Here is a 23878-nt window from a genome sequence, read left to right on the forward strand (position 1 = left end):
TATAATTTCCTACCTTTGCGGGCATGTCTGTAAAAATACTGGCCATAGAGTCATCGTGCGATGAGACAAGTGCTTCCGTACTGGCCGATGGAAAGATCCTGTCTAATTTTATTGCCAATCAAACTATTCACGAGCGATACGGTGGTGTAGTGCCGGAACTGGCTTCCCGTGCCCACCAGGAAAATATCGTCCCTGTCGTAGACCAGGCCCTGAAAGTGGCTGGTGTACGCAAGGATGAGCTGAACGCCATTGCCTTTACCCAGGCGCCGGGTCTGATCGGTTCCCTGCTGGTAGGCAGTTGTTTTGCCAAATCGATGGCTTTAGCCCTGGATGTTCCACTGATAGCCGTACACCACATGCAGGCGCACGTGCTGGCCAATTTCATCGGTGATAATAAGCCTTCTTTTCCTTTCCTCTGTCTGACAGTCTCCGGTGGTCATACCCAGATCGTCCGTTGTGACAGTCCTTTACAGATGAAGGTGATCGGTGAAACGCTGGATGATGCCGCTGGTGAAGCTTTTGATAAAAGTGCCAAATTACTGGGTCTGCCATACCCTGGTGGTCCATTGATCGATAAATATGCCCGTGAGGGCAATCCGGACAGATTCAAATTCCCCGAACCACAGATCCCGGGTCTGAACTTCAGCTTTAGCGGTCTGAAGACCTCCATTCTCTACTTCCTGCAGGAACAGCAACAGAAAGATCCGCAGTTCGCCGAAAATAACATGGCCGATATCTGCGCTTCTATTCAGCATCGTATCGTCAGTATCCTGATGAACAAACTGGTAAAAGCTTCCAAAGAAACCGGCATTAAAGAGATCGGTATCGCAGGAGGGGTGAGTGCTAATTCCGGTCTGCGCAATGCTTTACAGCAGTATGGTGAAAGGTATGGCTGGAAAACCTACATCCCGAAATTCGAATACTGTACAGACAATGCTGCGATGATTGCCATGACCGCCTGGTATAAATATCAGGCAGGTGAGTTCGTAGGACTGGATGCCATTCCGGGCGCCAGAGCAGGTTTTGAACATTAATAACTGCCGATGCCCAATCACTATTTCAGTTTCAAGCAATTTACCGTATACCAGGACGCCTGTGCGATGAAAGTCTGCACAGACGCCTGTGTGCAGGGCGCCTATACAGCTGCCTGGCTCCGGGAGCAATCACCGGTCAGCCGCATACTGGATATAGGCACCGGCACCGGACTGCTTTCTCTGATGCTGGCACAGCAATCTGAAGCTGCCATTACGGGTATAGAACTGGATCCGGCTGCCGCAGGACAGGCCCGAACAAACTTTGAAGCTTCTCCCTGGAAGGAGCGCTTAAGGGTGATGGAGACAGATGCCAAGCAACTGCCGGCAGGGGAGCGGTATGACTTTATTGTCACAAATCCTCCTTTCTATGAGGGAGACCTGAAAAGCGTCAATCAGCTGCGCAATCAGGCCATGCATGCCACTACGCTGGATTATAACGAGCTCTTGCAGGTAATTGACAGGCAGCTGTCAGAAGAAGGTCGTTTTTCTGTATTGTTGCCTTATAAGCCCTTTGCAGACTTTAAAGCATTGGCGGAAATAGCAGGCTTCTCTTTAGAGCAGGTACTGCATGTAAAGCAAAGCGAGCAACATGATTATTTCCGCAGCGTAGGTATTTTCGGTAGGAGAGGGCATGTTACACCGTCTTCCTCCGAACAGGTAATGGCAATACGTGAAGCAGATAAGAAAACGTATACTGCTACGTTTATAGCCTTGTTAAAGCCTTATTATCTTTTCCTGTGATAAGTGTGTGCGGACACGTTCCAGGTCCTTATGTTTCAACCTTACACAGTCTCTAACAATCCTTCCCATCGCGTCCGCACTTCCATAAATCGCTCTTAGCGCATTCTACTTAATCCTCACTCACATAATCCCCCAAATACGCAAACCGCTCCGTTAATCGTCCTTTATCCGCAATTGTCGCATTCCGTATAGTCTCACTATTCTCCTGCTGCAATTCATCAAACACATACTTCATCAACTGATCCCCAAAATACTGTGACGCATCTCTTGGCAGTTCATTCGGCAGATTACTCACACACATCATATCCAGCGTATCCGGCAGGAAAGGCGCTGTCCGCTCCCTTGTCTGTTTGTCTACACCATACACAGGATCATCAATACTGGAATCTCCCAGATTCGAAGGAATCGAGCCATTTGTATCATCTGTAATGTCAGCAATCACCTTAATCCGGAAGTTGTCTTTTGCAAGGTCATTCCAGGTAAATAACGGCGGAATACGTTCATCCCAGTAAATACCATTCATCAGGATATCAGTTGCTGTTACAAAAGGGAGAAAGCGGCAGTCGTACTGTTCTGGATGCAGGTGAAAATCTTCCCTGCTATAGGTCTTATCTGTTTTCCGCAGATACAGTTCTCCTGCTTTCAGCTGCGTATATACGGGATAAGCATAGGTATTGATGAGATATTCTTCCGGTGGAATATATTTAATGCCCAGTAGTCCCATGACTTCCAGCGTACCCGCAGCAACGCGTCCGGAACCTGTAATGACGATCTTCAAGGGCGGTAGTTTAGCGCCGAAATAATGATTGATCAGCTCTTTAAAATCATGGCAGCGATGCACCGGCACAAGGTTATAAGCCCCTGTCTTCTTTCCATAAGTCAGCAAACCGTTGTGCGCGCCAACGACGCCGGCAAAGAAGCCAAATCCTAAAATACGTGCACCATCTGCATGGACCAGGCATTCATAGTCTATCAGCGTGATCTGTTTTTCCAGGATCGTCTGTAACATATGCCTGTTATGCGGCTGTTTCTTACGGGTATGTGAAAAGAAAAGATATGTTTTCCCGGGAATCAGTTCATCTGCCGGGACCTCTTTAATCCCTAACAGTATCTCACAATGGGAGAGGTCTTCGGAAAGCGTAATACCGGCGGCGGCATATTCATTATCTGTGAAACATCTCCAGGGAGAAGGCTGTACACTGATGCGTACCTGCGGATGATGTCTGATGATCCACTGACATTGCTGTGGCGTAAAGGCGACTCTGTTATCGTGTGGCTGTTTCTCTTCCCGTATAAGACCGATGTGTAGCATATCTGGGTTTTGGTGTAACCAAATATAACACATATTCGTATTCATTGGAAGTGCCAAAAAAGAACCGCCCCGACAGCGTATTAAAACACTGTCAGGGCGGCATCACTCTTTGTTAAAACCTCACTTATGTAACCTCAACTATTTCAAATAAGCTTTTAATTCATTACCTGCCTGTAACATCGCAGAACGTGTAGATGGATTATCCGCGATAGGATTCAGCAGACCATAGTCATGGATCGCACCATCATATCTTACCAGCGTTACATTTACACCTGCTGCATCCATTTTACGTGCATATGCTTCACCTTCATCACGCAGTACATCATTCTCTGCAACCTGTACCAGTGCTGGTGGTAAACCTTTCAGCTGTTCAGTGGTAGCCTGTAAAGGAGAAGCATAGATCTCTTTTCGCTGATTCGCATCTGTTGTATAATTATCCCAGAACCATTTCATCAGATTCTTGGTCAGGAAGCGCTGTTCTGCATATTGATTGTAAGAGCCAGTTTCAAAGTTAGCATCTGTTACAGGCCACAGGAGTACCTGTAATTTAATAGCCGGACCACCTTTCTCTTTCGCCATCAGCGCTACTACAGCTGCCATGTTACCGCCCACGCTGTTACCTGCAACTGCCAGACGTTTACTGTCTACGTTGATCTCTTTACCATTCGCTGCTACCCATTTGGTGGCTGCATATGCCTGATTGATCGCTACCGGATAATGTGCTTCCGGTGAAGGTGTATAGTCTACGAAAACAGCCGCTGCTCCTGAACTTACTACCAGGTCACGTACTAAACGCAGGTGAGTAGGGAAGTCACCCAGTACCCATCCGCCGCCATGGAAGAACATAAATACTGGCAGTACACCTTTAGCTGCTTCCGGCCGAACGATATGTATTTTGATAGTCTGACCGTCCTGTGTAATTGTTTTGTCGGTAACTGTAATACCGGATATATCGACTTTTACGCTCTTCTGCGCACCTACCAGTACTTCGCGGGCATCTTTAGGAGACAATGTTTCCAAAGGTGCACCACCGCTGTTGTTTAACGCATGCAGGAATGCTTTCGTGTGTCTGTCAATGTTAGGATCATTGTCAGGATTTACGGTCTGTGCGAAAGCGCTTGCACTTAGTATACTGGCAACTGCGAGAGAGAGTATTTGCTTTTTCATTTGTGTGTTGTTGATTGTGATCATTTAATTTGATAACACAAAACTACGGCAGCAAATGAGCGCGATCAATGCACGAATGGCGACAGTTATTGTACTTTTTCTCCTTCGGCGTATTTTTTTCTGAAAAGCAGGGGGGAGCTTTCCGTCTGGTTGGTAAATAAACGTACAAAGTACGCCGGGTCTTCATATCCCAGCTTGTAACCGATCTCTTTTACACTCAGATCAGTATGGATCAGCAGGCGTTTGGCCTCCAGGATGATCCTGTCCTTTATAATATCATTAGGGGTTTTTGCACTGTATTTCGATATTTTCTTACTGAGCGCTTTAGGGGTAATGCTCAGCATATCCGCATAGTCAGCCACATTATGGTGTTTAATATAATGTGCTTCCACCAGCTGACTGAATTTCCGCAGAAACTCTACTTCCTGTGTGGCACTGCTATCCGCCAGGTCATTTGTCTTCTTCCACATACGGGTAGAACGGATGATCAGTTGTTTCAGGAAGATCCTGATCATCTCCTCCGTACTGCTTTCTGAACTGACAGCCTCCATCTTTATTTCCTGCAATATGTGTCTGGTCTGACGGGAAGCCTCTGCATCCAGGTATACAACCGGTACATCATATACATTATTATACAACAAACCATCACAAGCCACCTCCGCATCATGGATCTGGATACAGTAAAAATCACGGTTATAATATAATAGCGTACCGCTGCCGGCACACTTATACCATTGTCCGTCCTTAATAAAGAAAAGCGCGTCCTTTTCCAGTTTGTATTCCTTAAAATCCACCATCACTTCCGATCCTGCTTCCATAAAGAGTACTTTGATAAAGGCGTTATACTCTTCATACAGGATGTCATCTGCTGTCTCAGCATCAAAATCTATATAGCCGAATTTCTTGGAGAAGAATTGCTTCAATACATTTTCCATATAACAAATGTATCGCCTTTTTTATAACAAGCTATCCGTTTAACACTGTTACTGCCCGGAAACCGGGGCATCCTATCCGATATGGCCGTCCTTCCTGAATTACAGCGAATTAGGTTTTTTTTTATAATAATATTTGCAAAATCTATATCTTAGCGGCTTCGTAAACACAATTGCACAGCCCAACCCCTGATAGAAAGACCTAAAAGCCCATAAACGGAAAGCTTTAAAAACCATATGCTAACCAACGATTAAGTATAATGAGAATCGCATCATCAGTATTGACTATGGCATTCGTATGCCTTGCAGGGATTGTTTTGGCACAAAGGGGACCAAAACCTCCAAAGATCCTCTACCCGGAATTCGCTTTTGATTCCTTAACCGCCCGCGAACAGCTGAAAAGGGGAAAGGGGACGATCAAGGGTATTGCCTTTACAAAGCCTAAGAATAATTTGGGGGTTAAACCGCTACTGGCAGAACGTATTTATGCTACCAACACGAAAATTGTGTTGTTTCCCGTAACGCCTTATTTTGACGCATGGCTCTCGCTGCGTAAGAAAAAAGAAGGTAAGCACACCTACGTATATATGTCAGATGAAGCCTTCCGCTTCCGCCTGGAAACGACGACAGACAGCTATGGCAATTTCACCTTTACCGAGATGAAGCCCGGAAGGTACTTCCTGCAGGCCATTGTAGGCTGGTCAACCAGTCATTCCAGGAATGTGTATACAGGTAGTGGTTATAGCGGCTACGGTCGTACGGACTACTATACGCCTGAATACTACAGTGTTGGTCACTCCGACAGGATAGAAGAATTTGTGGAGGTCAAGGAGTCGGGTGAAGTAGTTTCGATCAAACTACATTAACAGCAGTTTTCAATATGCATCTCATGCTCCCCGGGGTATGAGATGCATGTATTTCTATCGCAGAGATCTGATGTGGTAATCCTAAAAGTGATAAATTGCAGCCTGTCCTTTAACCGGCATGATTTTAAACGCAATATCCATCATTAAACACAGATCTATTCGCCATGAAAATAGCCACGTATAATGTGAATGGTGTCAACGGACGCCTGCCTGTCCTGCTTCGCTGGCTGGAAGAGTCCGCACCCGATGTTGTCTGTTTACAGGAACTGAAAGCTCCGCAGGAGAAATTTCCGGAACAGGCGATCAGAGATGCCGGTTATAATGCCATCTGGCATGGACAGAAAAGCTGGAATGGTGTGGCCATTCTTGCCCGTAACCTCCAGATAGAAGAGATCCGCAGAGCGCTTCCTGGTGATCCTGAAGATGTGCACAGCCGGTATATTGAAGCCGTGATCAATGGCGATTTTATACTGGGATGTTTGTACCTGCCTAACGGTAACCCTGCGCCGGGGCCTAAATTCGACTATAAACTGAACTGGTTCAAACGCCTGACCGCCCACGCAAAAGAATTGCTCGCACAGGATGTGCCGGTAATTCTGACAGGCGATTATAACGTCATGCCGACAGAACTGGATGTATATAAACCAGAACGCTGGGTAGATGATGCCCTGTTTAGACCGGAAACCAGGGCCGCGTTTAAAGAACTGGTAGAACTGGGCTGGACAGACGCCATCCGCAAACTCTACCCTGAAGATAAGATCTATACCTTCTGGGATTATTTCAGAGACGCTTACGGCCGTAATGCCGGTCTGCGTATTGACCACTTCCTGCTTAGCTCGCATTTTGACAAACGCCTGAAGGCAGCCGGTGTAGACCGCGATGTAAGAGGATGGGAGAAGACCAGCGATCATGCGCCGGTATGGATCGAAGTAAAAGGGAAGTAGTTACTGTCTGACAGCCAGCATATGTATTTCCACTAAAGTCCCGTTGGGGTCCTTATAACCAACGACAAATTTAGATTGATCGAGTTGCATCACCTGCAATGCCAGTATCCCTTTTGTTTTATTGTCCGTAATAGTCAGCACTTTGGTGGTGGAGTCATATTGCCATACCCCCTGGTCCTGTTTGCCCTGCTCGACTGACAAAACGCGCTTGTCTTTGTAAAAGGTCATGCGGTTATCGGCTTGCTGCTTCGAAGGAGGCTGTTTTTTACCATTATCGCCATAATAGGCTAACTTCCATTCCTTTGCAATAAGATCGTTGAAGGAAACGGGTGTTTTATCCTGGGCATTTCCCTGGGATTTGATACCTAATAGTGAGGTGAAAAGCAGGAAAAGAGTCTTTTTCATAGTTAACATAATATAACCCATCTTCTGCATATATCCTGCCAGACTCCCCCGGCAATGAAGAATTAACATTGGCTGACCGGGATGGTGCTTCCTACCTGAAATTCCTTGCGCCGGGTAACTTCAGCTCCTCTGTACCTGGTTTTATTTCCGCCTGCTTCACCGTTCCATCCTTTACCACTGTCATCTGATGTAATAACTTGTTCAGGTTATAACATTGCCTCACCACCACATGGACCACTTCACCTTCCCGTTGCATTTTCCCTTCCACCATCAACAGCCTGGCCTGTAATATCTCCTTACGGTACTTTTCGAACAACTGATTAAACACCACCAGGTTTGCACAGCCCGTCTCGTCTTCAATGGTAATAAAGCAAACCCCGCTGGCGGTACCGGGTCTTTGTCTCACCAGTACCAGACCAGCCACTTTTACTGGCATTCCGTCGGGTATCGTCGCCAGATCCTTCACTGCCGTTACATGTAGCAGACTAAGCTTTTCCCTGACAAAACTCACCGGGTGGGCCTTGAGTGACAAAGCCAGCGCATTATAATCCTGCACCACATGTTCCGGCGCAGACATTTCAGGCAGTTCAACGGGTTGTTCGACCGTGCTTTCAGATGCTTGTCCGGTAAACAGACCAATAGGCCGGTCATGTAACGAGGAGATTTCCCATAAGGCCCTTCGTCTGTCAAGACCGATGGACCGGAAGGCATCCGCATCTGCGAGCTTTTCCAGGGCCGTCTGAGACACACCGGCTTCCCGTAAAGCAAGGATACTGGTAATGCCTTTTTTCCTGGCGGATAATAAGACGTCCATGTCTTCCTGGTTTAGGCTTTTAACCTGGCGGAAGCCCAGTCTTAAAGCATGGTATTTCCCGGCCATTTCCTCCAGTGTATTATCCCAGAAAGAGTGATTGATATCCACCGGTCTGACTTCCACATGATGTGCACGGGCATCACTTACTATCTGCGCTGGCTGATAAAAACCCATGGGCATACTGTTCAGCAATGCACCCGCAAAAACATCCGGATAATAACACTTGAGATAAGAAGAAACATACACCAGTAACGCAAAACTGGCAGCATGACTCTCCGGAAATCCATAACTGCCAAACCCTTTGAGCTGTTTGAATATGCGTTGTGCAAAGTCAAGTTCGTAGCCATTGTCAGTCATCCCCTTAATGAGTTTTTTCTCAAACTTCTCAATGACGCCATTCAGTCTGAAAGTAGCCATACTACGGCGTAATTCATCTGCTTCCGTTGGAGTAAAATTGGCCGCCTTGATGGCGATGTTCATGGCTTGTTCCTGGAAGAGGGGAACGCCAAGTGTTTTCTCCAGGATGTCTTTCAGTTGTGGCGGATAATCTGGTTCCTCTTGTCCATTCCGTCGGCGCAGATACGGATGTACCATGTCTCCCTGAATAGGGCCGGGGCGTACGATTGCTACTTCAATAACGAGGTCATAAAACTTTTCTGGCCGTAGTCTTGGCAACATGGACTGCTGCGCACGGCTCTCTATCTGGAATACGCCAATAGTGTCTGCACGACTGATCATTTCATATACTGCTTTATCCCCCTGAGGGATATTTGCTAGTGTATAATCCTTTCCATAATGTTGTTTCACCAGGTCAAAAGCTTTTCTGATACAGGTCAGCATGCCCAATGCCAGTACATCGATCTTCATGAATCCCAGCGTATCTATATCATCTTTATTCCACTCTATACAGGTCCTGTTTTCCATACGGGCATTCAGAATAGGACAGAGCTCATGTAGTTTTCCCTGTGTGATCACAAAGCCGCCTGTATGTTGTCCCAGTTGTCTTGGAAATCCCATCATCTGTTTTGTCAGTGACAGTACTTTTTTCAGATGTGGATCTTCCGGATTCAGCCCATGTTCCTGCAGCCGTCCTTCATCAAACCATTCATCCGTATAACGCCAGATAGAAGTAGACATGCGGTTGATCGTATCTACAGATAATCCCATCGCTTTGCCGACATCCCGGATGGCACCTTTCTGGTGTTGTTGTGTAACGGTAGCAACAATAGCAGCCCTGTCCCTGCCGTACTTATTGAAGACGTATTGCATGACTTCTTCTCTGCGTTCATGTTCAAAGTCTACATCAATATCAGGCGGTTCATTACGGGCAGAAGAGATGAATCTTTCGAATAAGAGATCAATTTCAGTCGGATCCACAGACGTGATCCCTAGTACATAACATACCGTGGAATTCGCCGCAGAACCACGTCCCTGACATAAGATATGCTGACTCCGGGCGAAACGTACAATGTCATGCACCGTCAGAAAATAAGCTGCATAATTCATCTCTTCAATGAATGTCAGTTCGTAGTTGATCGCTGAAGAGATCTTCTCCGGAATATCATTTCCAAACCGCTCTTTCGCACCTTCCCAGGAAAGATAAGTCAGTTCTTCCTGAGGCGTACGACCATCCGTGGTCAGTTCTTCGGGGTATACATATTTCAGACTTTCCAGCGTAAACTGACAGGCATCTGCAATACGCCGCGCATTACTGATCGCTTCCGGATACTGCCGGAACAGGCGAAGCATTTCCGCCGGTGTTTTTAAATGTCTTTCTGCATTCTGGTGTAAGCGGAAACCGGCATTGTAGATCGTACATTTTTCTCTTACGCAGGTCAGTATATCCTGCAACTGCCGCCGTTCCGGATGATGATAATGCACGTCATTGGTGGCGGCCAGCGGAATATAATACAATGCGGATAGTTGCGCCAGGCGGTAAAGCCTTTTATGATCATCTCCCAGATAGGAACGGGTAACAGAGAGGTACAGTTGCTCGCCAAGCTTCTCCCGGTATTCTTTCAGATCATTTTTGAAAGCGGTTTCAAAATCAAATTTAGTATTGAGTTGTTCAGGTGGTATAACGATGAAGATAATGCCTGTCGCATAGGCGTAGATATCTTTTTTGTAGAGATGACAATCTCCTTTTTCAGCACGCAGATTGCCGGTAGTCAACAGGGAAGATAACCGGCTATAGGCTGCCTGATCGGTAGGATAGGCCAGCAGGGAAGGGCCGTCCTGCAGATCCAGTCTGCAGGCAGGAATGATCCTGATCCCTTTTGCTTTGGCAGCAGCATGTGCACGCACAATACCTGCCAGCGTATTCCGGTCAGTAATGGCGATCTCTTTATAACCATATTCCGCTGCCTGTATCACCAGTTCATCCGGATGGGAAGCGCCACGCAGGAAGCTGAAATTGCTGGTCACCTGTAATTCAACGTAATGCATATTTCCTCACTTTTCTCTAGGCAAAAAATCCATGAATAAACCATTGTGACTGCTGACCGGAATAATGTCCTGAGCGGAACAACCAGTAACGCCGTCCTTCTTTATCTTCCACACTGTAATAATCCCGGTGTTCACCGCCATCCAGCCACCATTCGCGTTCTATCCGTTCCGGCCCATCTGCTCTTTTGATCTCATGCAGTTTCCCTTTATAGCGGAATAGCATAGGCGGATAATCCGGTATCGGCGCTGTTACTTCAATAGGCTCCGGTTTAGCCAGTAACTGTACCGGCCGTGGTTTGTCAGTCCGCCAGCTGGTAGTGGGTTGTTCTTCCAGGGAGGGCGTCTGCTTAATAGAGCGCTCCGGCCAGTAATGTTCCTGTGGCAGATACCGGCGGATACTATCAGCGCCTACCTTCCCGGCCAGTCTGTCCAGCAGTTCTGCCACAGAAGGATTGTTCAGTCCGGGACCTGCTGTCCAGAATGCCTCCTGTGCAGCCGCTACCTCTTCTGTCTGCTCCGCCTCCAGCGTAAATAGTTCAATACCCAATGCTGGCTCTATGGAAGGGATCTTTAGCTCAAACAGTTTGAAAAGGTGCTGCACATGATGTGAGGCCCTGCTGGTGCCAATACTCGCCTGTACCATCCTGTTGTCGGTGCGGTATCCCTTGAGGGTGGCTGTGCGTAATCCTTTCCCTTCCTGTTGCAGGCGCAGGCATAATTTCTCCAGTAGTGTCTGAATGGCAATTTCGATCCCTGTAGCGGTACGAATCGGTTCCAGGCAGGGTAATCGTTCTTCATAAGGAGCGGGCGGAAATAAGGGCTGTATGGCTTCTATTTCGTATCCCAGGGCCTGACTGAGGCGGGAGAGGAGTGTATTGCCAAAACGCCGGCGTAATATCCGGCCTGGCATCGTCATAAAATTACCGACCTGTTGCAGACCCAGTTTATGCAGTTTGTCCAGGAGTTCCGGTTCCAGTCGTAATGCAGCGGGTGGTAAGGGATGCAGGGCGGCAGATTGTTCCCCGCTTTCAATAATAGGCTTGATCCTGCCATAGCGGCTAACTGCCCAGGAAGTACCAATGGTATCTGCGATAGCGCCTCTTACATCATATCCGATGGCGCGCAGTTTGGTAATGACCTCCCGCAGGTATTCCCGTTCGCCTCCCCATAAATGTGGGCAGCCACTGATATCGAGAATGAGACCGTCCGGCAGGTCGACAGCTACCAGTGGGGTATAACGGATGCACCATTCTCCGAGAGCCTGTAAGAGTTGAGATTCCTTATCCGGTAATGCATCAAAAACCTGTAAACCGGGTACAATCGCTTTTGCGTCAGCGACTGGCATACCACTGCGGATGCCTTGTGTTTCGGCGCGAATATTCGCAGCAGTGATCACCATTCTGCCATGTACCAGGGCGGCAAATACAAAAGGGATGTTTTGTAGTTCCGGCTGACGGCGGGTAAGCCAGTCCGTTGTTAAATGACGAAACCATATCGTAAAAAAACGTGCGGACATATCACCCTGCTTTTAATTGATGCGTCTGTACATGTTTACTGGAAGAAGGCTCCTGTAGAATGTTATAACGGCCTTCTGACCATTCCATTTTCCAGACGCCATTCCGTCCGTTCCGTACTTTCAGCAGTTCTACCTGCCAGCGCGGATAACCTACGCCAGGCATATCATTTTCCATGGCACTGGGCAATGGAGTGATCTGCCACCTTGCTGCGGAAGCAGTCGTACCCACACTCCTGGAAGAAGTGCGCAGGATAAAGCCGGTTACTTTACTTTGTTCTACCGCCAGTTGTAATCTGCGCGATTGTGTAAATCCAATCTCCGGTAATTCGGCGATCACCGCAGCAAGTCCTTCACACTTCAGGGCTTCTTCCAATGCCCAGAGCGCATCTTTCGTACGCTGCAGGTCAATGAAAACCACCCGGTGTGGTTCAATACCAAATGTTTTCAGTGAAGGGGGAAAGAGTGTTCTGGAAACGCTTATCCAGATACAGGCGCCGCCAAACTGCATCAAAGAACCGGTCAGTGCACTCACAAAACCGGAAGTGGCTGCTGCCTGTTCTGTCAGCGGACAAAGAAACTCATGTATCGCGCCGGTAGGGAAGACGCCATTCGGAAAGGCAGTATTCACCGGACCCAGGTCTATTACAGGCGCATTGTCCTGCTGTACGGACCTGTATCCCTGCAAGCGGAGAATATCCTTTTGCAGCTGAAAAATAATATCTGCTTTTTCTGGCATAGCTGACGCTGATTGTTATGAAACAATCTGTTTGTTTACGACTAATATATTTAGCAATATTACTAATAATATTAGTATTGTGTGGGCTATTTTTTTGCACATCAGTTTTGCGGGTTATTGTATAAACATTACCCGGTTTTGTGCACAAGGAATGGAAGAGAACCATACTTACTTTGTTATACAAAATCAGAAAAAGTATGAATAACTACAAAGCGCTTGTAAAAGAGGCCTTTAGCAAGGTATTGATGGACCCTATATTTGATGAGGAAATGATCGCCCGCTATTTTGATGTGTCTTACCGACAGTTTGTAGATGGAAAGGAATTGAACTATGAGCAGTTTGTGGCACATATGGCACTGGTAAAGCAACGCACTACCCGTCTGGAATTTTTATATAATACGGTTATTGAGGAAGGGAATATCGTATTCACTAATCATATCGTAACCGCTACCAAACCTGATGGAACAGTAGCCAGCGCACACCTGATAGCGGAGTTTCATATTGAAAATGGAAAGATTACCTATTGCAGCGAATTATCCCGTTTGCTAAGTGGTCCGGAAGAAGACCGTGACCTGGGATCTGCACATTAAAATACACTACCTATGCAGCTGTAAATGCCTGTCCGTTGATATTAGCGGACAGGCATTCATATCCTGCTGGGGGCTTGTCCATACATCTTTTTAAACGCATAGGAAAAGTGGGAGAGGTCTTCAAATCCGACATCAATATAAACATCAGACGGCGCCACCCCTTTTTCTTTTATCCGGTAATAGGCCTCCTGTAATCTTTTCTGCTGCAGCCATTTACCCGGAGGGGTATTAAATGTTTTTTCGAAATCTCTTTTAAAAGTAGACAAACTTCTGCCCGTCAGATAGGCGAATCTGTCAAGTGAGACATTGAAATGAAAGTTCTTGTTCATAAAGCCTTCCAGGTCTAATTTACCTGGTTCGCTGAGGTCGAAAAGTATATCTTTTAACTGCGGATTTGTCTGCACAAGTATCGCAATAGCTTCTTTCACTTTTAAGGACAATAATATTTCATTGCCGGACTGTAACAGCTGATCATAAGGCTGTAAAGAATCCATATAGTTTTTCAGCAGTGCATGCGGACGTAAGGTGAAAAACGGAACAGTTTGTACATGCTTCTCAGAAGTATAACCATACTCCGCGCCAAAGCTTCTCAATGTCTGCTGATCAAGAAAAATAGATAAGTTCTTATAGTCTCCGTTGGCAGGCGGGTGTTTGGTAAACTTGATCAGGGTATTTCTTTTACTGAACCGGAATTCTCCTTCCTTGAACTGATATTCCTGCTCACCATCATTCATGATCAGTGTGCCTGCTATCTGGTAACTGAATACATGTTCGGCAACAAATTGTTCCCCTTCTTTTGTTTTCGTATGATAGCAGGAATAGCTGATCTGCTTTAATGCTTTACTATCACTCATATATATCACCGCATTAAAAAAGTAAAAAGCATAGCTGTCATGGCAACAGCTATGCGTATAAAGTTGAATTATTGGTTATCTACAGCATCGGTAGACTCACTCACTGACAACCACTGTTCAAATTCGGCCTGTCTTGCGGCATTCACCTGTTGCAGTAAGCCGGTTGCATCACTACCTAATACGAGGTGTACAGGAGGCTCCGGATGATCTGCCAGGTTTACCAGTACAGCGGCTGCTTTTTCAGGATCACCTTTAGGTACAAATTTACCGGTTTTAAAGATCTCTGTCCGCTGACCGATAGTAGATTCATATCCTTCCACGTTTGCTGCGTAGGTCATTGAATCGCCAGCCCAGTCGGTACGGAATCCACCTGGTTCAACAGCCGTCACTTTAATACCCAGTGCGCCTACTTCCTTGGCAAGACCATCCGCGAAGCCGGAGAGTCCCCATTTAGCGCTCTGGTACATGGTCAGCCCATTGCTGGTAATACGGCCACCGATGGAACTGATCTGCAGTATCCTGCCGGAGCACTGTTTACGCATATAAGGTAATACAACTCTTGTAATTTCTATGGGAGCATACAGATTTGTTTCCAGCTGACTACGTACCTGCTCGTCTGTGAATGCTTCTGCTGCGCCAATGATACCGAAACCGGCATTATTGACCAGTACATCGATTCTGCCGAAACGTGCAATGGTATCTTCTACTGCTTTGCGTACCTGTGTATAATCTGTAACGTCCAGTTGAACGGGGAATATATGATCGCCATATTGCTGAACGAATTCGTCTAACTGTGAAGGGTTCCTGGCGGTTGCTGCCACGAGATCACCTTTTGCTAATACTGCTGCTGTCAGGCTTCTGCCTAAACCTCTTGCGCTACCTGTTATAAACCATACTTTTTGCATAACCTTTTGTTTTTGTTTACAACACAAAGGTAGATACGAGACCGACCCGGCACTTTGTTGCACAGGTCAATTTACTTTGTTGTAAAGGTCAGTATAAATTATTGCAGATAGAGCTGGATTTCTTCCACTGTTTTTTTGGCTGTTCTGCCCACACCGATCAGGGTAGCAGAGGCAAAGCCCGTCCATTGTCCATAACCTACAAGCCAGAGGCCGGGAACGTCTATAGCAATCGTCTCATTGGTATGGATCTTCCCATCTGTACGGGTCGCATTTAAAGGCGCCAGATGCTGTAATGCAGGGGAGAAGCCGGTACAGAAGATCACTGCATCAACAGCAGCTTCCTGTCCGCCGTTCCAGCCAATACCGTTTTCCGTAAAGCGGTCAAAAGCCGGTAAGGAATGATAAATGTCCCGCTCAATGGCCTCTTTTACGGCAGGCACCTGTACAATATGTCCCAGCGTAGGGGCCTGATAGGTCCGTCCTTCCTGTTTGGCTTTATAGACCATCGTCGCCACATCAAACAGATATCTGCCGTCTATTTCGCCGGAAAGAAAAGAAGGCGCTTCCTGTACGATCCATAGCGTACCGGCTACTTTGGATACTTCCGCAAGGATCTGGGCGCCTGAATTACCTTCCCCTACAACAGCCACTTTTTTGCCGGCAAAGGCCGCCGGATTTTTATATTGTGCGGAATGCAGTACGGTACCCTTGTAAAGCTCCCTGTCGGGGATAGCCGGTATGTGCGGGTTCACAAAAGAACCGGTCGCACTGATCACAGCCCGCGCCTTATAATCCCCTTTATCTGTCGTCAGGATAAATATGTTTTCCTCTCTGCGGACAGCCGAAACGGTCACTGATCTTTGTACAGGGAAATTATACCGCGCTTCATAGTTACGCAGGTAATCGACCGTTTCATCTCTTGTTGGATAATAGTTATTGCCACCAGGCATGATAACGCCGGGAAGAGAGCTCCATAAAGCGGGAGAGAAGAGTGTCAGCGAATCCCAGTAGTGTTGCCATGCGCCTCCGGGCATCGCTTCTTTGTCAAGCATTATATAATCAAGTGTGGTCCGTCGCAGATAATACGCGACAGCCAGTGCACTTTGTCCTCCGCCAATCACTATAACATCGTATACCTTTTCCATACTTACTACAGCCTTCGCCATGATGGCGACCTTATTTGCCTTTGGTGAATAGATTGGTTTTATTAGCTCATATATCGCAATATTACGATGGGTGAAGGAGATCTCCAAATAAGGAAAATGGCTAACGGTGATAGAATGAATTTTGCAGATTTCACAAACATGGTACCTTTGATCCTGTCATCTTTTGATAACATGATCGAGAATACCTCCCTAAACAAGTTTTACCAGCGGGCAACCGGTGATCTTCCTGATGGTATCGGGACGCAGAATGGGCATTTTAACGTTTTTGAAACAGAAAAGCTGTATGATAAAAAGACGGGTAACCGGATTATGCCATACAGCAGAAGGGATTATTACAAGGTCAGTCTCATCCGTGGGCACAGCAGGGCCGAATATGCTGATAAAGTAATAGAGATTGAAGACAGTGCGCTGCTTTTCGCTACCCCGAGAATTCCTTATCATTGGGTGCCTGTAGACAGCGATCAGACAGGTATGTTCTGCATTTTTACCGCAGAGTTTCTATCCAGGAATAATGCGGGTGTTTTTCTGGATGAATTACCCATTTTCAAACCAGGTGCATTGCCGGTCTTCCAGCTGACGCCGGAAGCAGTAGCCGAACTGGAATATATTTTCCGTAAAATGCTCCGGGAAATTGCCGGTGATTATGTCTACAAATATGACCTGCTGCGCAACCTCTTACAGGAGATCATTCACTACGGACAGAAGCTGCAGCCAATGTCTGTCCTGACCGCGCCGCAAAATGCAGCCGACAGGATTTCTTCGTTATTTGTAGAATTACTGGAAAGACAGTTTCCACTGGAATCACAGCACCAGCGATTGGAATTGCGTACAGCGAAAGACTATGCCGATCGCCTGGCTGTACATGTCAACCACCTCAATAAAGTACTGAAAGCAAAAACAGGCCGTACAACGACAGATATTGTCAGTGACAGGATCATACAGGAAGCGAAGATGCTGCTGAAAAGGACAGACTGGAGTGTATATGATATCGGTTATACCCTCGGATTTGATGATTTAGCCCATTTTTCGAATTTTTTTAAAAAACACGCGAAGATCACCGCGCAGAGTTTCCGTTCCTGATGATATGCTTCGCTCATATCAATCAGTTATCCGCACTACACCGCTATTACACCGTTATTACGCCGCTACCGCTACGCTCATGAGCGTAGAAATAGCGGCATAATAACGGTGTAATCGTATAGTAATCGAAGAAACTGTTGCAGCTGATTGATACACAATATAATATCCATTGATACGCATAAAAAATCCAGCGTTATGAACGCTGGATTTTTACAATATATAAAGCCTGCAATAATACGTTGTACTACTTATACTGATATCCGCCGTAGAAATTCACCGGAGACCAGGCCGGCATGGCTTTCGGCTGCACGGGTGCTACAGCTTTGAATTCGCCTTCGCCATAGACGATCTTACCGTCCAGGATAGTCAGCAATGCATGAATATCCCTGATCTTTGCTGCATCTGTTTTCAGATAATCATCGCTTAACACGGCGAGATCTGCCAGGTAACCAGCTTTCAATGTTCCTCTGTCACCCTGCTGATTGATAAGACCTGCACTACCCTGTGTATACAATTTCAATGCGGTCAGACGGTCAAGTTTATTCTCATTTGCAGTGTAATCATGTCCGCCGATAGTTTTACCGGTAGAGAGCCAGTAGAGCGCCACCCATGGATTATAACTTGCTACCCTGGTACCATCAGTACCTGCACCCACTTTGATACCCATATCGAGCATCTGCCGGATAGGAGGGGTATTACGGGCTGCCTGTTTACCATAACGGGCTACGAAATTCTCCCCCTGGAAGGCCATACGGTGCTGAATGGAAATACCACCGTTCAGCGCTTTGATACGTTGCAGGTTTTCTTCGGATACGGTTTCCGCGTGATCAAAGAACCAGGACAGTCCATTCAATGGATACTCTTTATTGACTGCTTCGATCACATTGAGGAATCGGGTGATAGACTCATTGTAAGTTGCATGCAGGCGGAACGGCCATCTGTTCTTCACTAATACGGTCAGCACTTCTTTAAGTTGTTGCTCCATAACAGGGGCAAGGTCCGGACGAGGTTTATTGAAATTCTCAAAATCACCGCCGGTTGCGACGAGATTTTCTCCACCACCTTCAACAAAGTATTCCGTTTCAGCTTCCTCACCATGTTGGTGTTCTATATCTACCATACTGATCCATTTCTGATAATCCTGCAACTCAGAACCACCTTTTTGTGCAAACAGATAATAAGGCAGACGGACCGTCAGCTGACCCAGTTTAAACAAAGAATCAGTGATGCCATAATCATCCGGGAAGTTCTGAAATCCGCCACCCGCGTCCATGACGCTCGTTACACCCAGTCTGTTCATCTCTGTCATAAAACCCAATGTAGAATTGCCTTTTTCAGCAGGCGTCAGTTCAGGTAGTCTGGCAAGTGTAGAATAAAGGATATATGCATTCGGCTCTGCTATCAGCAAACCGGTAGGCTGTCCATCTGCGTTTTTTTGTATAAGTCCGCCGGTAGGATTAGGCGTGTTTTCATCGATATGCAATGCGGCAATACCTGCTTTGTTCAGATAGGCATGCGCATAGAGATATAAAATGAACGCCGGCGTATTGCCGGTAGCCTCATTGATCTCTTCCAGCGTTGGCAGCCGTTTCTCATCGAACTGATATTCGTTCCATCCACCAACAACCCTTACCCATTGTCCTTTCGGTGTTCTTGCCGCCTGCTCTTTCAGCATTTGTAATGCTCTTTTCAAAGACTTCACACCATCCCATCTCAATTCAGTATTGTAAAATCTGCCCGCTCTGATAACATGCAGATGTGAATCATATAATCCCGGAATAATTGTGCGCCCATTTGCGTTGACCACTTTTGTATTTGTCGCTTTTAGCGGAAGAATCTCCGCATCGTTACCAACCGCAATGATCTTATCATTTGCAATCGCGATCGCCTGCGCCTGTGGTTTCGCATCATCCAGTGTAATGATGTTTGCATGATGAATGATCAGTGTTGGGTTTTGCTGCGCCTGCACAGAGAGCATCATTCCTATACCAGCAGCAAACAATAGCATTGTTTTTTTCATGTGTTGTCGTTTAAAGTGAAGGTCAGGCAAGCCTTTCCTTAATGATAATGCAAAGCTAGTGCTGTGGGAAGGAGCAGTCAACCGTGAATTGCGATGATTAGTTGTCTGATTTATCGAAGGGAAGGAAAATCGATGAAATGTACAATTATCAGGTCATGATGAAACGCAGATTCTATTATCAAGAAAAATTATTTTCAATGTGTTTTTTTGTTCACGTGATATAATTTATTGATTTAAATTGCGTGCAACGTGCTTTGCTTTAAAATTTAATATTATGAAATTTTAGTAATGACAAACACCACCATTATTTGTGATCTCAAAGATTTACGAGCATATCTGCTCTCATTGTTTAAAAAAGAATGGGTAATCTCAGATGAAATTGCGGCGTCAATATATGACGACGTATTGGTTGACTATTTTGACAAATTTCTGCCAGCAATTCGTTTTGTTGTAGAGTTTCCATATGTAGACAGAGTATATAGGGATAGCTATTATTCTTATTACTCAACTAAGTTGGGAGACTATAATAAGAATTGTATTAAAGTCTCCATTTTTGAAAATGCAATTCAAGAGGGGGATTTCAGGGAAAATGATAAAATTGAAAAACTGCAACAACATTATAGGGGCTTCATGGTGTTGCGGCCAACGATTCCATATGTAATTGGACGATCCGTCATTGATCCTAACGCATTGAAAGGAGAGAAATTCCTACATGTTACTTCTTCTTATCCGGCAACTGTTAATGGAGTTAGACTAACTGCACATGGATTCCCACATTCTTCTCAGGATACAGAAACAATAAGTTGTGCTGAAACGTCAGTTTGGGCTATAATGGAATACTTTTCGTCCAGGTATCCCGAGTATAAGCCTGCACTGCCATCGATGATCATTCAAACACTTAAAGCCCGGTCCAATGTAAGGCAGATACCTTCTGAAGGTTTGCAGACGGAACAGATTGGTTTTGCGCTAAGGGAATTCGGATTTGCAACAAAGATTTATTCCCGTAGTGAGTTTGGTGACATAGCTTTCAAACGTTTGTTTTCCGGGTATGTGGAAAGTGGAATGCCCATGATAGTAGCGATAACTAATCGTTTAAATATAGCACATGCACTAGTTGTAATAGGCCGTACACCTACCACAGAAGATCAAATTGATCAGTTGCCTGTTACAACGGAATCAGACCCATATTTAAATGAAATCATTCAGCAAAAAGGGATTAGCCTGTTTGACAATGATGATATTAACCGACAGTTCGTTTTTATAGACGATAATATACCTCCTTATCAATTACAGAGATATGATTCACCTGCAGAACACTATAATAATGCAGATTGGTCCTCCTGCCGGATTAATCAATTCATAGTGCCGATGCATCAGAAAATGTATCTTGAAGCGGGTTTTGCCAAAGAGTGCGTTAAAAAGTTATTGTTAAATGGAGATTATCCTATTCAATATGGAAGTGAAATATTTATAAGGGTGTTTATAACTTCAAGCAGATCGTATAAAGATTACCTGGCTCGTGATACTAGCTTACAGCCAGATGTAAAAGAGTTTATTTTAAATATTGCGATGCCCAAGTTCATATGGATTGGAGAAATATCAGATAAGTCAGATATGAAGCTAAAACTAGCTCATGGTCTTTTTATAATCGATGCAACTGAACCTAATTTTGAAAATTATAATTCAATGATATTTGGTGGTTATAAGGACTCCTTCTTTTATCCTGATGGGCAAGGTGGGAAATTAGTAATCAATACATTATCTTTGGTGAGGTTTAATATTTATTTAAACAATTTAAACGGTTTCTAAGCAATGATAATCCGCATAGAAAATAACGCTCAGATCATTGAGCGTCTGAAAAAAAATGGACAATGTTTCATAATAAACAGTAAGGAGGATGCTGCCAGAAGAGAATCATTTAATAAACATATGAGAGAAGTGAAGCGTGATTTGCAGAGAAAATTACATCTATCTCAGATCAGTGCCGCCAATCTCATACTGACATCTTAACAAATTATCGGATCATATAACGAAGAAGCCGCCCCGCAAGAGGCGGCTTTTCCATTTACAGCTATATTGGAACACCTCCCTCCCCAAATCCCTTTTCGTCCTTCGAAAATCCTCATTCGTGTATTTCAATTCGCTCATCCCGCTCTCTGCATTAAGTTTGTTTCATCGTCGTTATGTGCGGAAGGCTGACAGGATTAACCCGACTATATGAAATACAAAGCCCTCTATGTAATCACCACAATCCTATGTCTGGGGCAACAGACAGTTGAAGCGCAGCAGGCTGATACATTACGCAGACACGATCTGCAGGCCTTTACAGTGAACGCCGCTGCTCCGGTAGTGACAATGAAAACCGGGAAAATATTATTAAACATCGCAGACAGTAAGATCGCTGCCGGCGGAGATGCACTACAGGTTTTGACATTGGCGCCTGGTGTGATCGAAAGAGGAAATGGACAATATGAGCTTTATGGGAAAAAAGTAACCGTATTGGTAGATGGAAAGGATAGCCGCTTATCCGGGGATGCTTTGAAAGGATGGCTGAGTGCGCTACCGGCAGGCAGCATCGAAAAAGTAGAGCTGATCACAAACCCTTCTGCCCGCTATGATGCAGCAGGTGCGGCCGTGATAAATATCATCACAGTAAAAAATAAACGATACGGACTGAACGGGGTACTGACCGCAGGAGTAGGGATGGGGAGATATGGAAGATATAACGGAGGACTGGCGCTGAACTACCGCAATGAAAAGATGAACATATACGCTAATTATGACTATTTATATAATAAGCAGTATTACGATTTACGTTCAGACCGCTATGCTGATAATAAAGCAACGATTACGCAAAATAGTTATGAAACAAGGGTACGTTATAATCATTCTTTCAAAGGAGGAATAGATTTTGATGTTAATAAGCGCAGCAGTGCCGGAATTATGTTCAAAGGACTGCTAATCTACAGAGACCGTGCAATGGATACGCGGTCAGAAAAAGAGGATGCATTGTCTGTAGTAGCCACCACTGGTCATCTTCGTGTATTAAATCCTGCTGTGAACGCCTGGTATAAAGTGAATCTGGATACCATGGGCAGACAGCTAACTGTGAATGCCGACTATTTTAACTACAACAAAGCGTGGAAAGATGACTACATCACGACTTATTTTGAAACAAACAATCGCACTTTAAAAAATCCCTGGCTGTTAAGAGATAATTCACCTTCAGACAATACAATTCTGTCGTTGGCGTTGGATTATTCGCAGCCACTCTGGAAAGGAAAACTCGAAGCAGGCATTAAAACAACCGCCACGCTGACCGATAATAATGTACTATGGGAACAACAAACCGGAAAAACATGGCAGACAGATAGTGGAAAAACAAATCATTTTATTTACAGGGAAAATATTCATGCAGGATACCTCGATTACCAGCGTACAATCAGGCAATGGGAACTGAGAGCCGGACTGCGTGCAGAACACGCCACCATGCAGGGCGAATCTGTAACATTGCGTCAGCATAGTAAACGCAGTCAGTTTAATATTTTTCCATCCTTTTCATTGGTGTATGGTCAGTCCGGAAATCACCAGTATGGTTTTGCTTACAGAAAGAATATAGAACGTTTCAGCTTTAGCATTGTCAATCCGTTCCTGACTTATGTCAGCCAGTATTTCTACTATCAGGGTAATCCTGATATCAGGCCTTCTATTGGCCATACTTTCGAGTTGTCATATACTTACCGGAATGAATTGTTCGCCACACTGGGCTATCAGCATTATGCGCAGGTGCTGACAGACGTATACAGAAAAGATACCGGCAATGTGGTGATCAGCACTTTTGAAAATCTGAAAGGAGCTTCCACCGCAAGTGCAAGCCTCAGCTGGTCAAAAGGATTGCTGGGTAACAAATGGCAGACCACCAGCGCGGCTACACTGACATATACCCGCTATGCAGAGATCAATACTGCCGGTGCAGGCATGTATGCCAGTTCTGCCAATACATTTGCATTGCCAGGCGGATTTGCAGGAGAACTGACTGCCAACTGGTATTCGCCGGTAAAATGGGCTACCTACCGTATGAAAGCCCGTTATTCAGTAAATGCAGGTATCAGTAAAAGTATATTGCATAAAGCAGGGAGATTAACATTTAACGTAACAGACATCTTCAATACATTCAACGCCGCATACGATGTGGCATCTTTCGGAGTCATCTCGACTCATGTCGATAAAATAGAGTCACGTTTTATTAAGCTGGTATTCAGTTACAAGTTCGGGAACCAGCAAGTTAAAGCAGCCGTAAACCGTAAAACAGGTATCGAAAAAGAGCTGCGCAGAATAGGTGGATGATTCC

General features: G+C 45.4%; 19 protein-coding genes. 8 read left to right on the forward strand and 11 right to left on the reverse strand.

What is annotated here, in order from left to right; translation table 11 throughout:
- Positions 1–23: 23 nt before the first annotated feature.
- Both tsaD and BMZ72_RS31040 read left to right on the forward strand, forming a co-directional pair.
- Positions 24–1034 carry a tRNA (adenosine(37)-N6)-threonylcarbamoyltransferase complex transferase subunit TsaD gene (gene tsaD, locus BMZ72_RS31035; RefSeq protein ID WP_089814473.1) on the forward strand — a complete coding sequence of 337 codons (1011 nt, stop codon included), beginning with the start codon at positions 24–26 and terminating at the stop codon, positions 1032–1034.
- 9 nt (positions 1035–1043) lie between these two features.
- Entirely contained in the window at positions 1044–1775 is a 732-nt protein-coding gene (locus BMZ72_RS31040) for a tRNA1(Val) (adenine(37)-N6)-methyltransferase (RefSeq protein WP_089814475.1), read from the forward strand.
- A 109-nt stretch (positions 1776–1884) separates the two neighbouring features.
- On the opposite strand, the gene BMZ72_RS31045 is transcribed toward BMZ72_RS31040, so the two are convergent.
- The 3 genes from BMZ72_RS31045 to BMZ72_RS31055 form a co-directional block, all read right to left on the reverse strand.
- Complete coding sequence (locus BMZ72_RS31045) at positions 1885–3087, reverse strand: NAD(P)-dependent oxidoreductase (RefSeq protein WP_089814478.1); 1203 nt, start codon at positions 3085–3087, stop codon at positions 1885–1887.
- A 138-nt stretch (positions 3088–3225) separates the two neighbouring features.
- On the reverse strand, positions 3226–4254 hold the full coding sequence (locus BMZ72_RS31050) for an alpha/beta hydrolase (protein ID WP_177222984.1): 1029 nt from the start codon (positions 4252–4254) through the stop codon (positions 3226–3228).
- A gap of 86 nt (positions 4255–4340) precedes the next feature.
- The gene (locus BMZ72_RS31055) at positions 4341–5189 is read right to left on the reverse strand and encodes an AraC family transcriptional regulator (protein ID WP_089814481.1); all 849 of its coding nucleotides are present in this window, start codon (positions 5187–5189) and stop codon (positions 4341–4343) included.
- 284 nt (positions 5190–5473) lie between these two features.
- On the opposite strand from BMZ72_RS31055, the gene BMZ72_RS31060 reads away from it, so the two are divergent.
- Positions 5474–6052: a carboxypeptidase-like regulatory domain-containing protein gene (locus BMZ72_RS31060; protein WP_143087832.1), complete on the forward strand. Its 579-nt coding sequence runs from the start codon at positions 5474–5476 to the stop codon at positions 6050–6052.
- Between the two features lie 164 nt (positions 6053–6216).
- A complete protein-coding gene (xth, locus tag BMZ72_RS31065) occupies positions 6217–6996 on the forward strand; it encodes an exodeoxyribonuclease III (protein WP_089814486.1) in 780 nt (259 codons plus the stop codon).
- Here xth and BMZ72_RS31070 read toward each other — a convergent pair whose 3' ends face one another.
- The 4 genes from BMZ72_RS31070 to BMZ72_RS31085 form a co-directional block, all read right to left on the reverse strand.
- The gene (locus BMZ72_RS31070; protein WP_143087833.1) at positions 6997–7401 is read right to left on the reverse strand and encodes a hypothetical protein; all 405 of its coding nucleotides are present in this window, start codon (positions 7399–7401) and stop codon (positions 6997–6999) included. It abuts the gene before it with no gap.
- 91 nt (positions 7402–7492) lie between these two features.
- On the reverse strand, positions 7493–10660 hold the full coding sequence (locus BMZ72_RS31075) for an error-prone DNA polymerase (RefSeq protein ID WP_089814490.1): 3168 nt from the start codon (positions 10658–10660) through the stop codon (positions 7493–7495).
- 16 nt (positions 10661–10676) lie between these two features.
- Positions 10677–12176: a Y-family DNA polymerase gene (locus BMZ72_RS31080; protein WP_089814491.1), complete on the reverse strand. Its 1500-nt coding sequence runs from the start codon at positions 12174–12176 to the stop codon at positions 10677–10679.
- A 1-nt stretch (position 12177) separates the two neighbouring features.
- Entirely contained in the window at positions 12178–12912 is a 735-nt protein-coding gene (locus BMZ72_RS31085; protein ID WP_089814493.1) for an ImuA family protein, read from the reverse strand.
- Between the two features lie 197 nt (positions 12913–13109).
- On the opposite strand from BMZ72_RS31085, the gene BMZ72_RS31090 reads away from it, so the two are divergent.
- Positions 13110–13502, forward strand: a complete 393-nt coding sequence (locus BMZ72_RS31090) for a nuclear transport factor 2 family protein (RefSeq protein ID WP_089814495.1) — start codon at positions 13110–13112, stop codon at positions 13500–13502.
- Between the two features lie 56 nt (positions 13503–13558).
- Here BMZ72_RS31090 and BMZ72_RS31095 read toward each other — a convergent pair whose 3' ends face one another.
- The 3 genes from BMZ72_RS31095 to BMZ72_RS31105 form a co-directional block, all read right to left on the reverse strand.
- Positions 13559–14356 carry a helix-turn-helix domain-containing protein gene (locus BMZ72_RS31095; RefSeq protein ID WP_089814497.1) on the reverse strand — a complete coding sequence of 266 codons (798 nt, stop codon included), beginning with the start codon at positions 14354–14356 and terminating at the stop codon, positions 13559–13561.
- A 68-nt stretch (positions 14357–14424) separates the two neighbouring features.
- Positions 14425–15261: an SDR family NAD(P)-dependent oxidoreductase gene (locus tag BMZ72_RS31100; protein WP_089814499.1), complete on the reverse strand. Its 837-nt coding sequence runs from the start codon at positions 15259–15261 to the stop codon at positions 14425–14427.
- Between the two features lie 98 nt (positions 15262–15359).
- Positions 15360–16427, reverse strand: a complete 1068-nt coding sequence (locus BMZ72_RS31105; RefSeq protein WP_255373339.1) for an ArsO family NAD(P)H-dependent flavin-containing monooxygenase — start codon at positions 16425–16427, stop codon at positions 15360–15362.
- A gap of 114 nt (positions 16428–16541) precedes the next feature.
- On the opposite strand from BMZ72_RS31105, the gene BMZ72_RS31110 reads away from it, so the two are divergent.
- A complete protein-coding gene (locus BMZ72_RS31110; protein WP_255373340.1) occupies positions 16542–17507 on the forward strand; it encodes a helix-turn-helix domain-containing protein in 966 nt (321 codons plus the stop codon).
- 244 nt (positions 17508–17751) lie between these two features.
- Here the strand turns inward: BMZ72_RS31110 and BMZ72_RS31115 are convergent, their stop codons facing one another.
- A complete protein-coding gene (locus tag BMZ72_RS31115) occupies positions 17752–19527 on the reverse strand; it encodes an amidohydrolase (protein WP_089814501.1) in 1776 nt (591 codons plus the stop codon).
- 288 nt (positions 19528–19815) lie between these two features.
- Here BMZ72_RS31115 and BMZ72_RS31120 point away from each other — a divergent pair, with 288 nt between their 5' ends.
- Positions 19816–21336 (forward strand): hypothetical protein, encoded by a 1521-nt coding sequence (locus BMZ72_RS31120; RefSeq protein WP_089814503.1) that lies wholly within the window; start codon positions 19816–19818, stop codon positions 21334–21336.
- 408 nt (positions 21337–21744) lie between these two features.
- Positions 21745–23874 carry an outer membrane beta-barrel family protein gene (locus BMZ72_RS31130; protein ID WP_089814506.1) on the forward strand — a complete coding sequence of 710 codons (2130 nt, stop codon included), beginning with the start codon at positions 21745–21747 and terminating at the stop codon, positions 23872–23874.
- Positions 23875–23878: the final 4 nt, after the last annotated feature.

The sequence above is a fragment of the Chitinophaga sp. YR627 genome (genome assembly GCF_900114995.1).
Classification (GTDB): Bacteria; Bacteroidota; Bacteroidia; order Chitinophagales; family Chitinophagaceae; genus Chitinophaga.

What these genes read in the sequence shown, in the direction of transcription:
- tsaD (WP_089814473.1), top strand. Translation starts at nt 24, where the DNA reads ATGTCTGTAAAAATACTGGCCATAGAGTCATCGTGCGATGAGACAAGT.
- BMZ72_RS31040 (WP_089814475.1), top strand. Translation starts at nt 1,044, where the DNA reads ATGCCCAATCACTATTTCAGTTTCAAGCAATTTACCGTATACCAGGAC.
- BMZ72_RS31045 (WP_089814478.1), bottom strand. Translation starts at nt 3,087, where the DNA reads ATGCTACACATCGGTCTTATACGGGAAGAGAAACAGCCACACGATAAC.
- BMZ72_RS31050 (WP_177222984.1), bottom strand. Translation starts at nt 4,254, where the DNA reads ATGAAAAAGCAAATACTCTCTCTCGCAGTTGCCAGTATACTAAGTGCA.
- BMZ72_RS31055 (WP_089814481.1), bottom strand. Translation starts at nt 5,189, where the DNA reads ATGGAAAATGTATTGAAGCAATTCTTCTCCAAGAAATTCGGCTATATA.
- BMZ72_RS31060 (WP_143087832.1), top strand. Translation starts at nt 5,474, where the DNA reads ATGGCATTCGTATGCCTTGCAGGGATTGTTTTGGCACAAAGGGGACCA.
- xth (WP_089814486.1), top strand. Translation starts at nt 6,217, where the DNA reads ATGAAAATAGCCACGTATAATGTGAATGGTGTCAACGGACGCCTGCCT.
- BMZ72_RS31070 (WP_143087833.1), bottom strand. Translation starts at nt 7,401, where the DNA reads ATGAAAAAGACTCTTTTCCTGCTTTTCACCTCACTATTAGGTATCAAA.
- BMZ72_RS31075 (WP_089814490.1), bottom strand. Translation starts at nt 10,660, where the DNA reads ATGCATTACGTTGAATTACAGGTGACCAGCAATTTCAGCTTCCTGCGT.
- BMZ72_RS31080 (WP_089814491.1), bottom strand. Translation starts at nt 12,176, where the DNA reads ATGTCCGCACGTTTTTTTACGATATGGTTTCGTCATTTAACAACGGAC.
- BMZ72_RS31085 (WP_089814493.1), bottom strand. Translation starts at nt 12,912, where the DNA reads ATGCCAGAAAAAGCAGATATTATTTTTCAGCTGCAAAAGGATATTCTC.
- BMZ72_RS31090 (WP_089814495.1), top strand. Translation starts at nt 13,110, where the DNA reads ATGAATAACTACAAAGCGCTTGTAAAAGAGGCCTTTAGCAAGGTATTG.
- BMZ72_RS31095 (WP_089814497.1), bottom strand. Translation starts at nt 14,356, where the DNA reads ATGAGTGATAGTAAAGCATTAAAGCAGATCAGCTATTCCTGCTATCAT.
- BMZ72_RS31100 (WP_089814499.1), bottom strand. Translation starts at nt 15,261, where the DNA reads ATGCAAAAAGTATGGTTTATAACAGGTAGCGCAAGAGGTTTAGGCAGA.
- BMZ72_RS31105 (WP_255373339.1), bottom strand. Translation starts at nt 16,427, where the DNA reads ATGGCGAAGGCTGTAGTAAGTATGGAAAAGGTATACGATGTTATAGTG.
- BMZ72_RS31110 (WP_255373340.1), top strand. Translation starts at nt 16,542, where the DNA reads ATGAATTTTGCAGATTTCACAAACATGGTACCTTTGATCCTGTCATCT.
- BMZ72_RS31115 (WP_089814501.1), bottom strand. Translation starts at nt 19,527, where the DNA reads ATGAAAAAAACAATGCTATTGTTTGCTGCTGGTATAGGAATGATGCTC.
- BMZ72_RS31120 (WP_089814503.1), top strand. Translation starts at nt 19,816, where the DNA reads ATGACAAACACCACCATTATTTGTGATCTCAAAGATTTACGAGCATAT.
- BMZ72_RS31130 (WP_089814506.1), top strand. Translation starts at nt 21,745, where the DNA reads ATGAAATACAAAGCCCTCTATGTAATCACCACAATCCTATGTCTGGGG.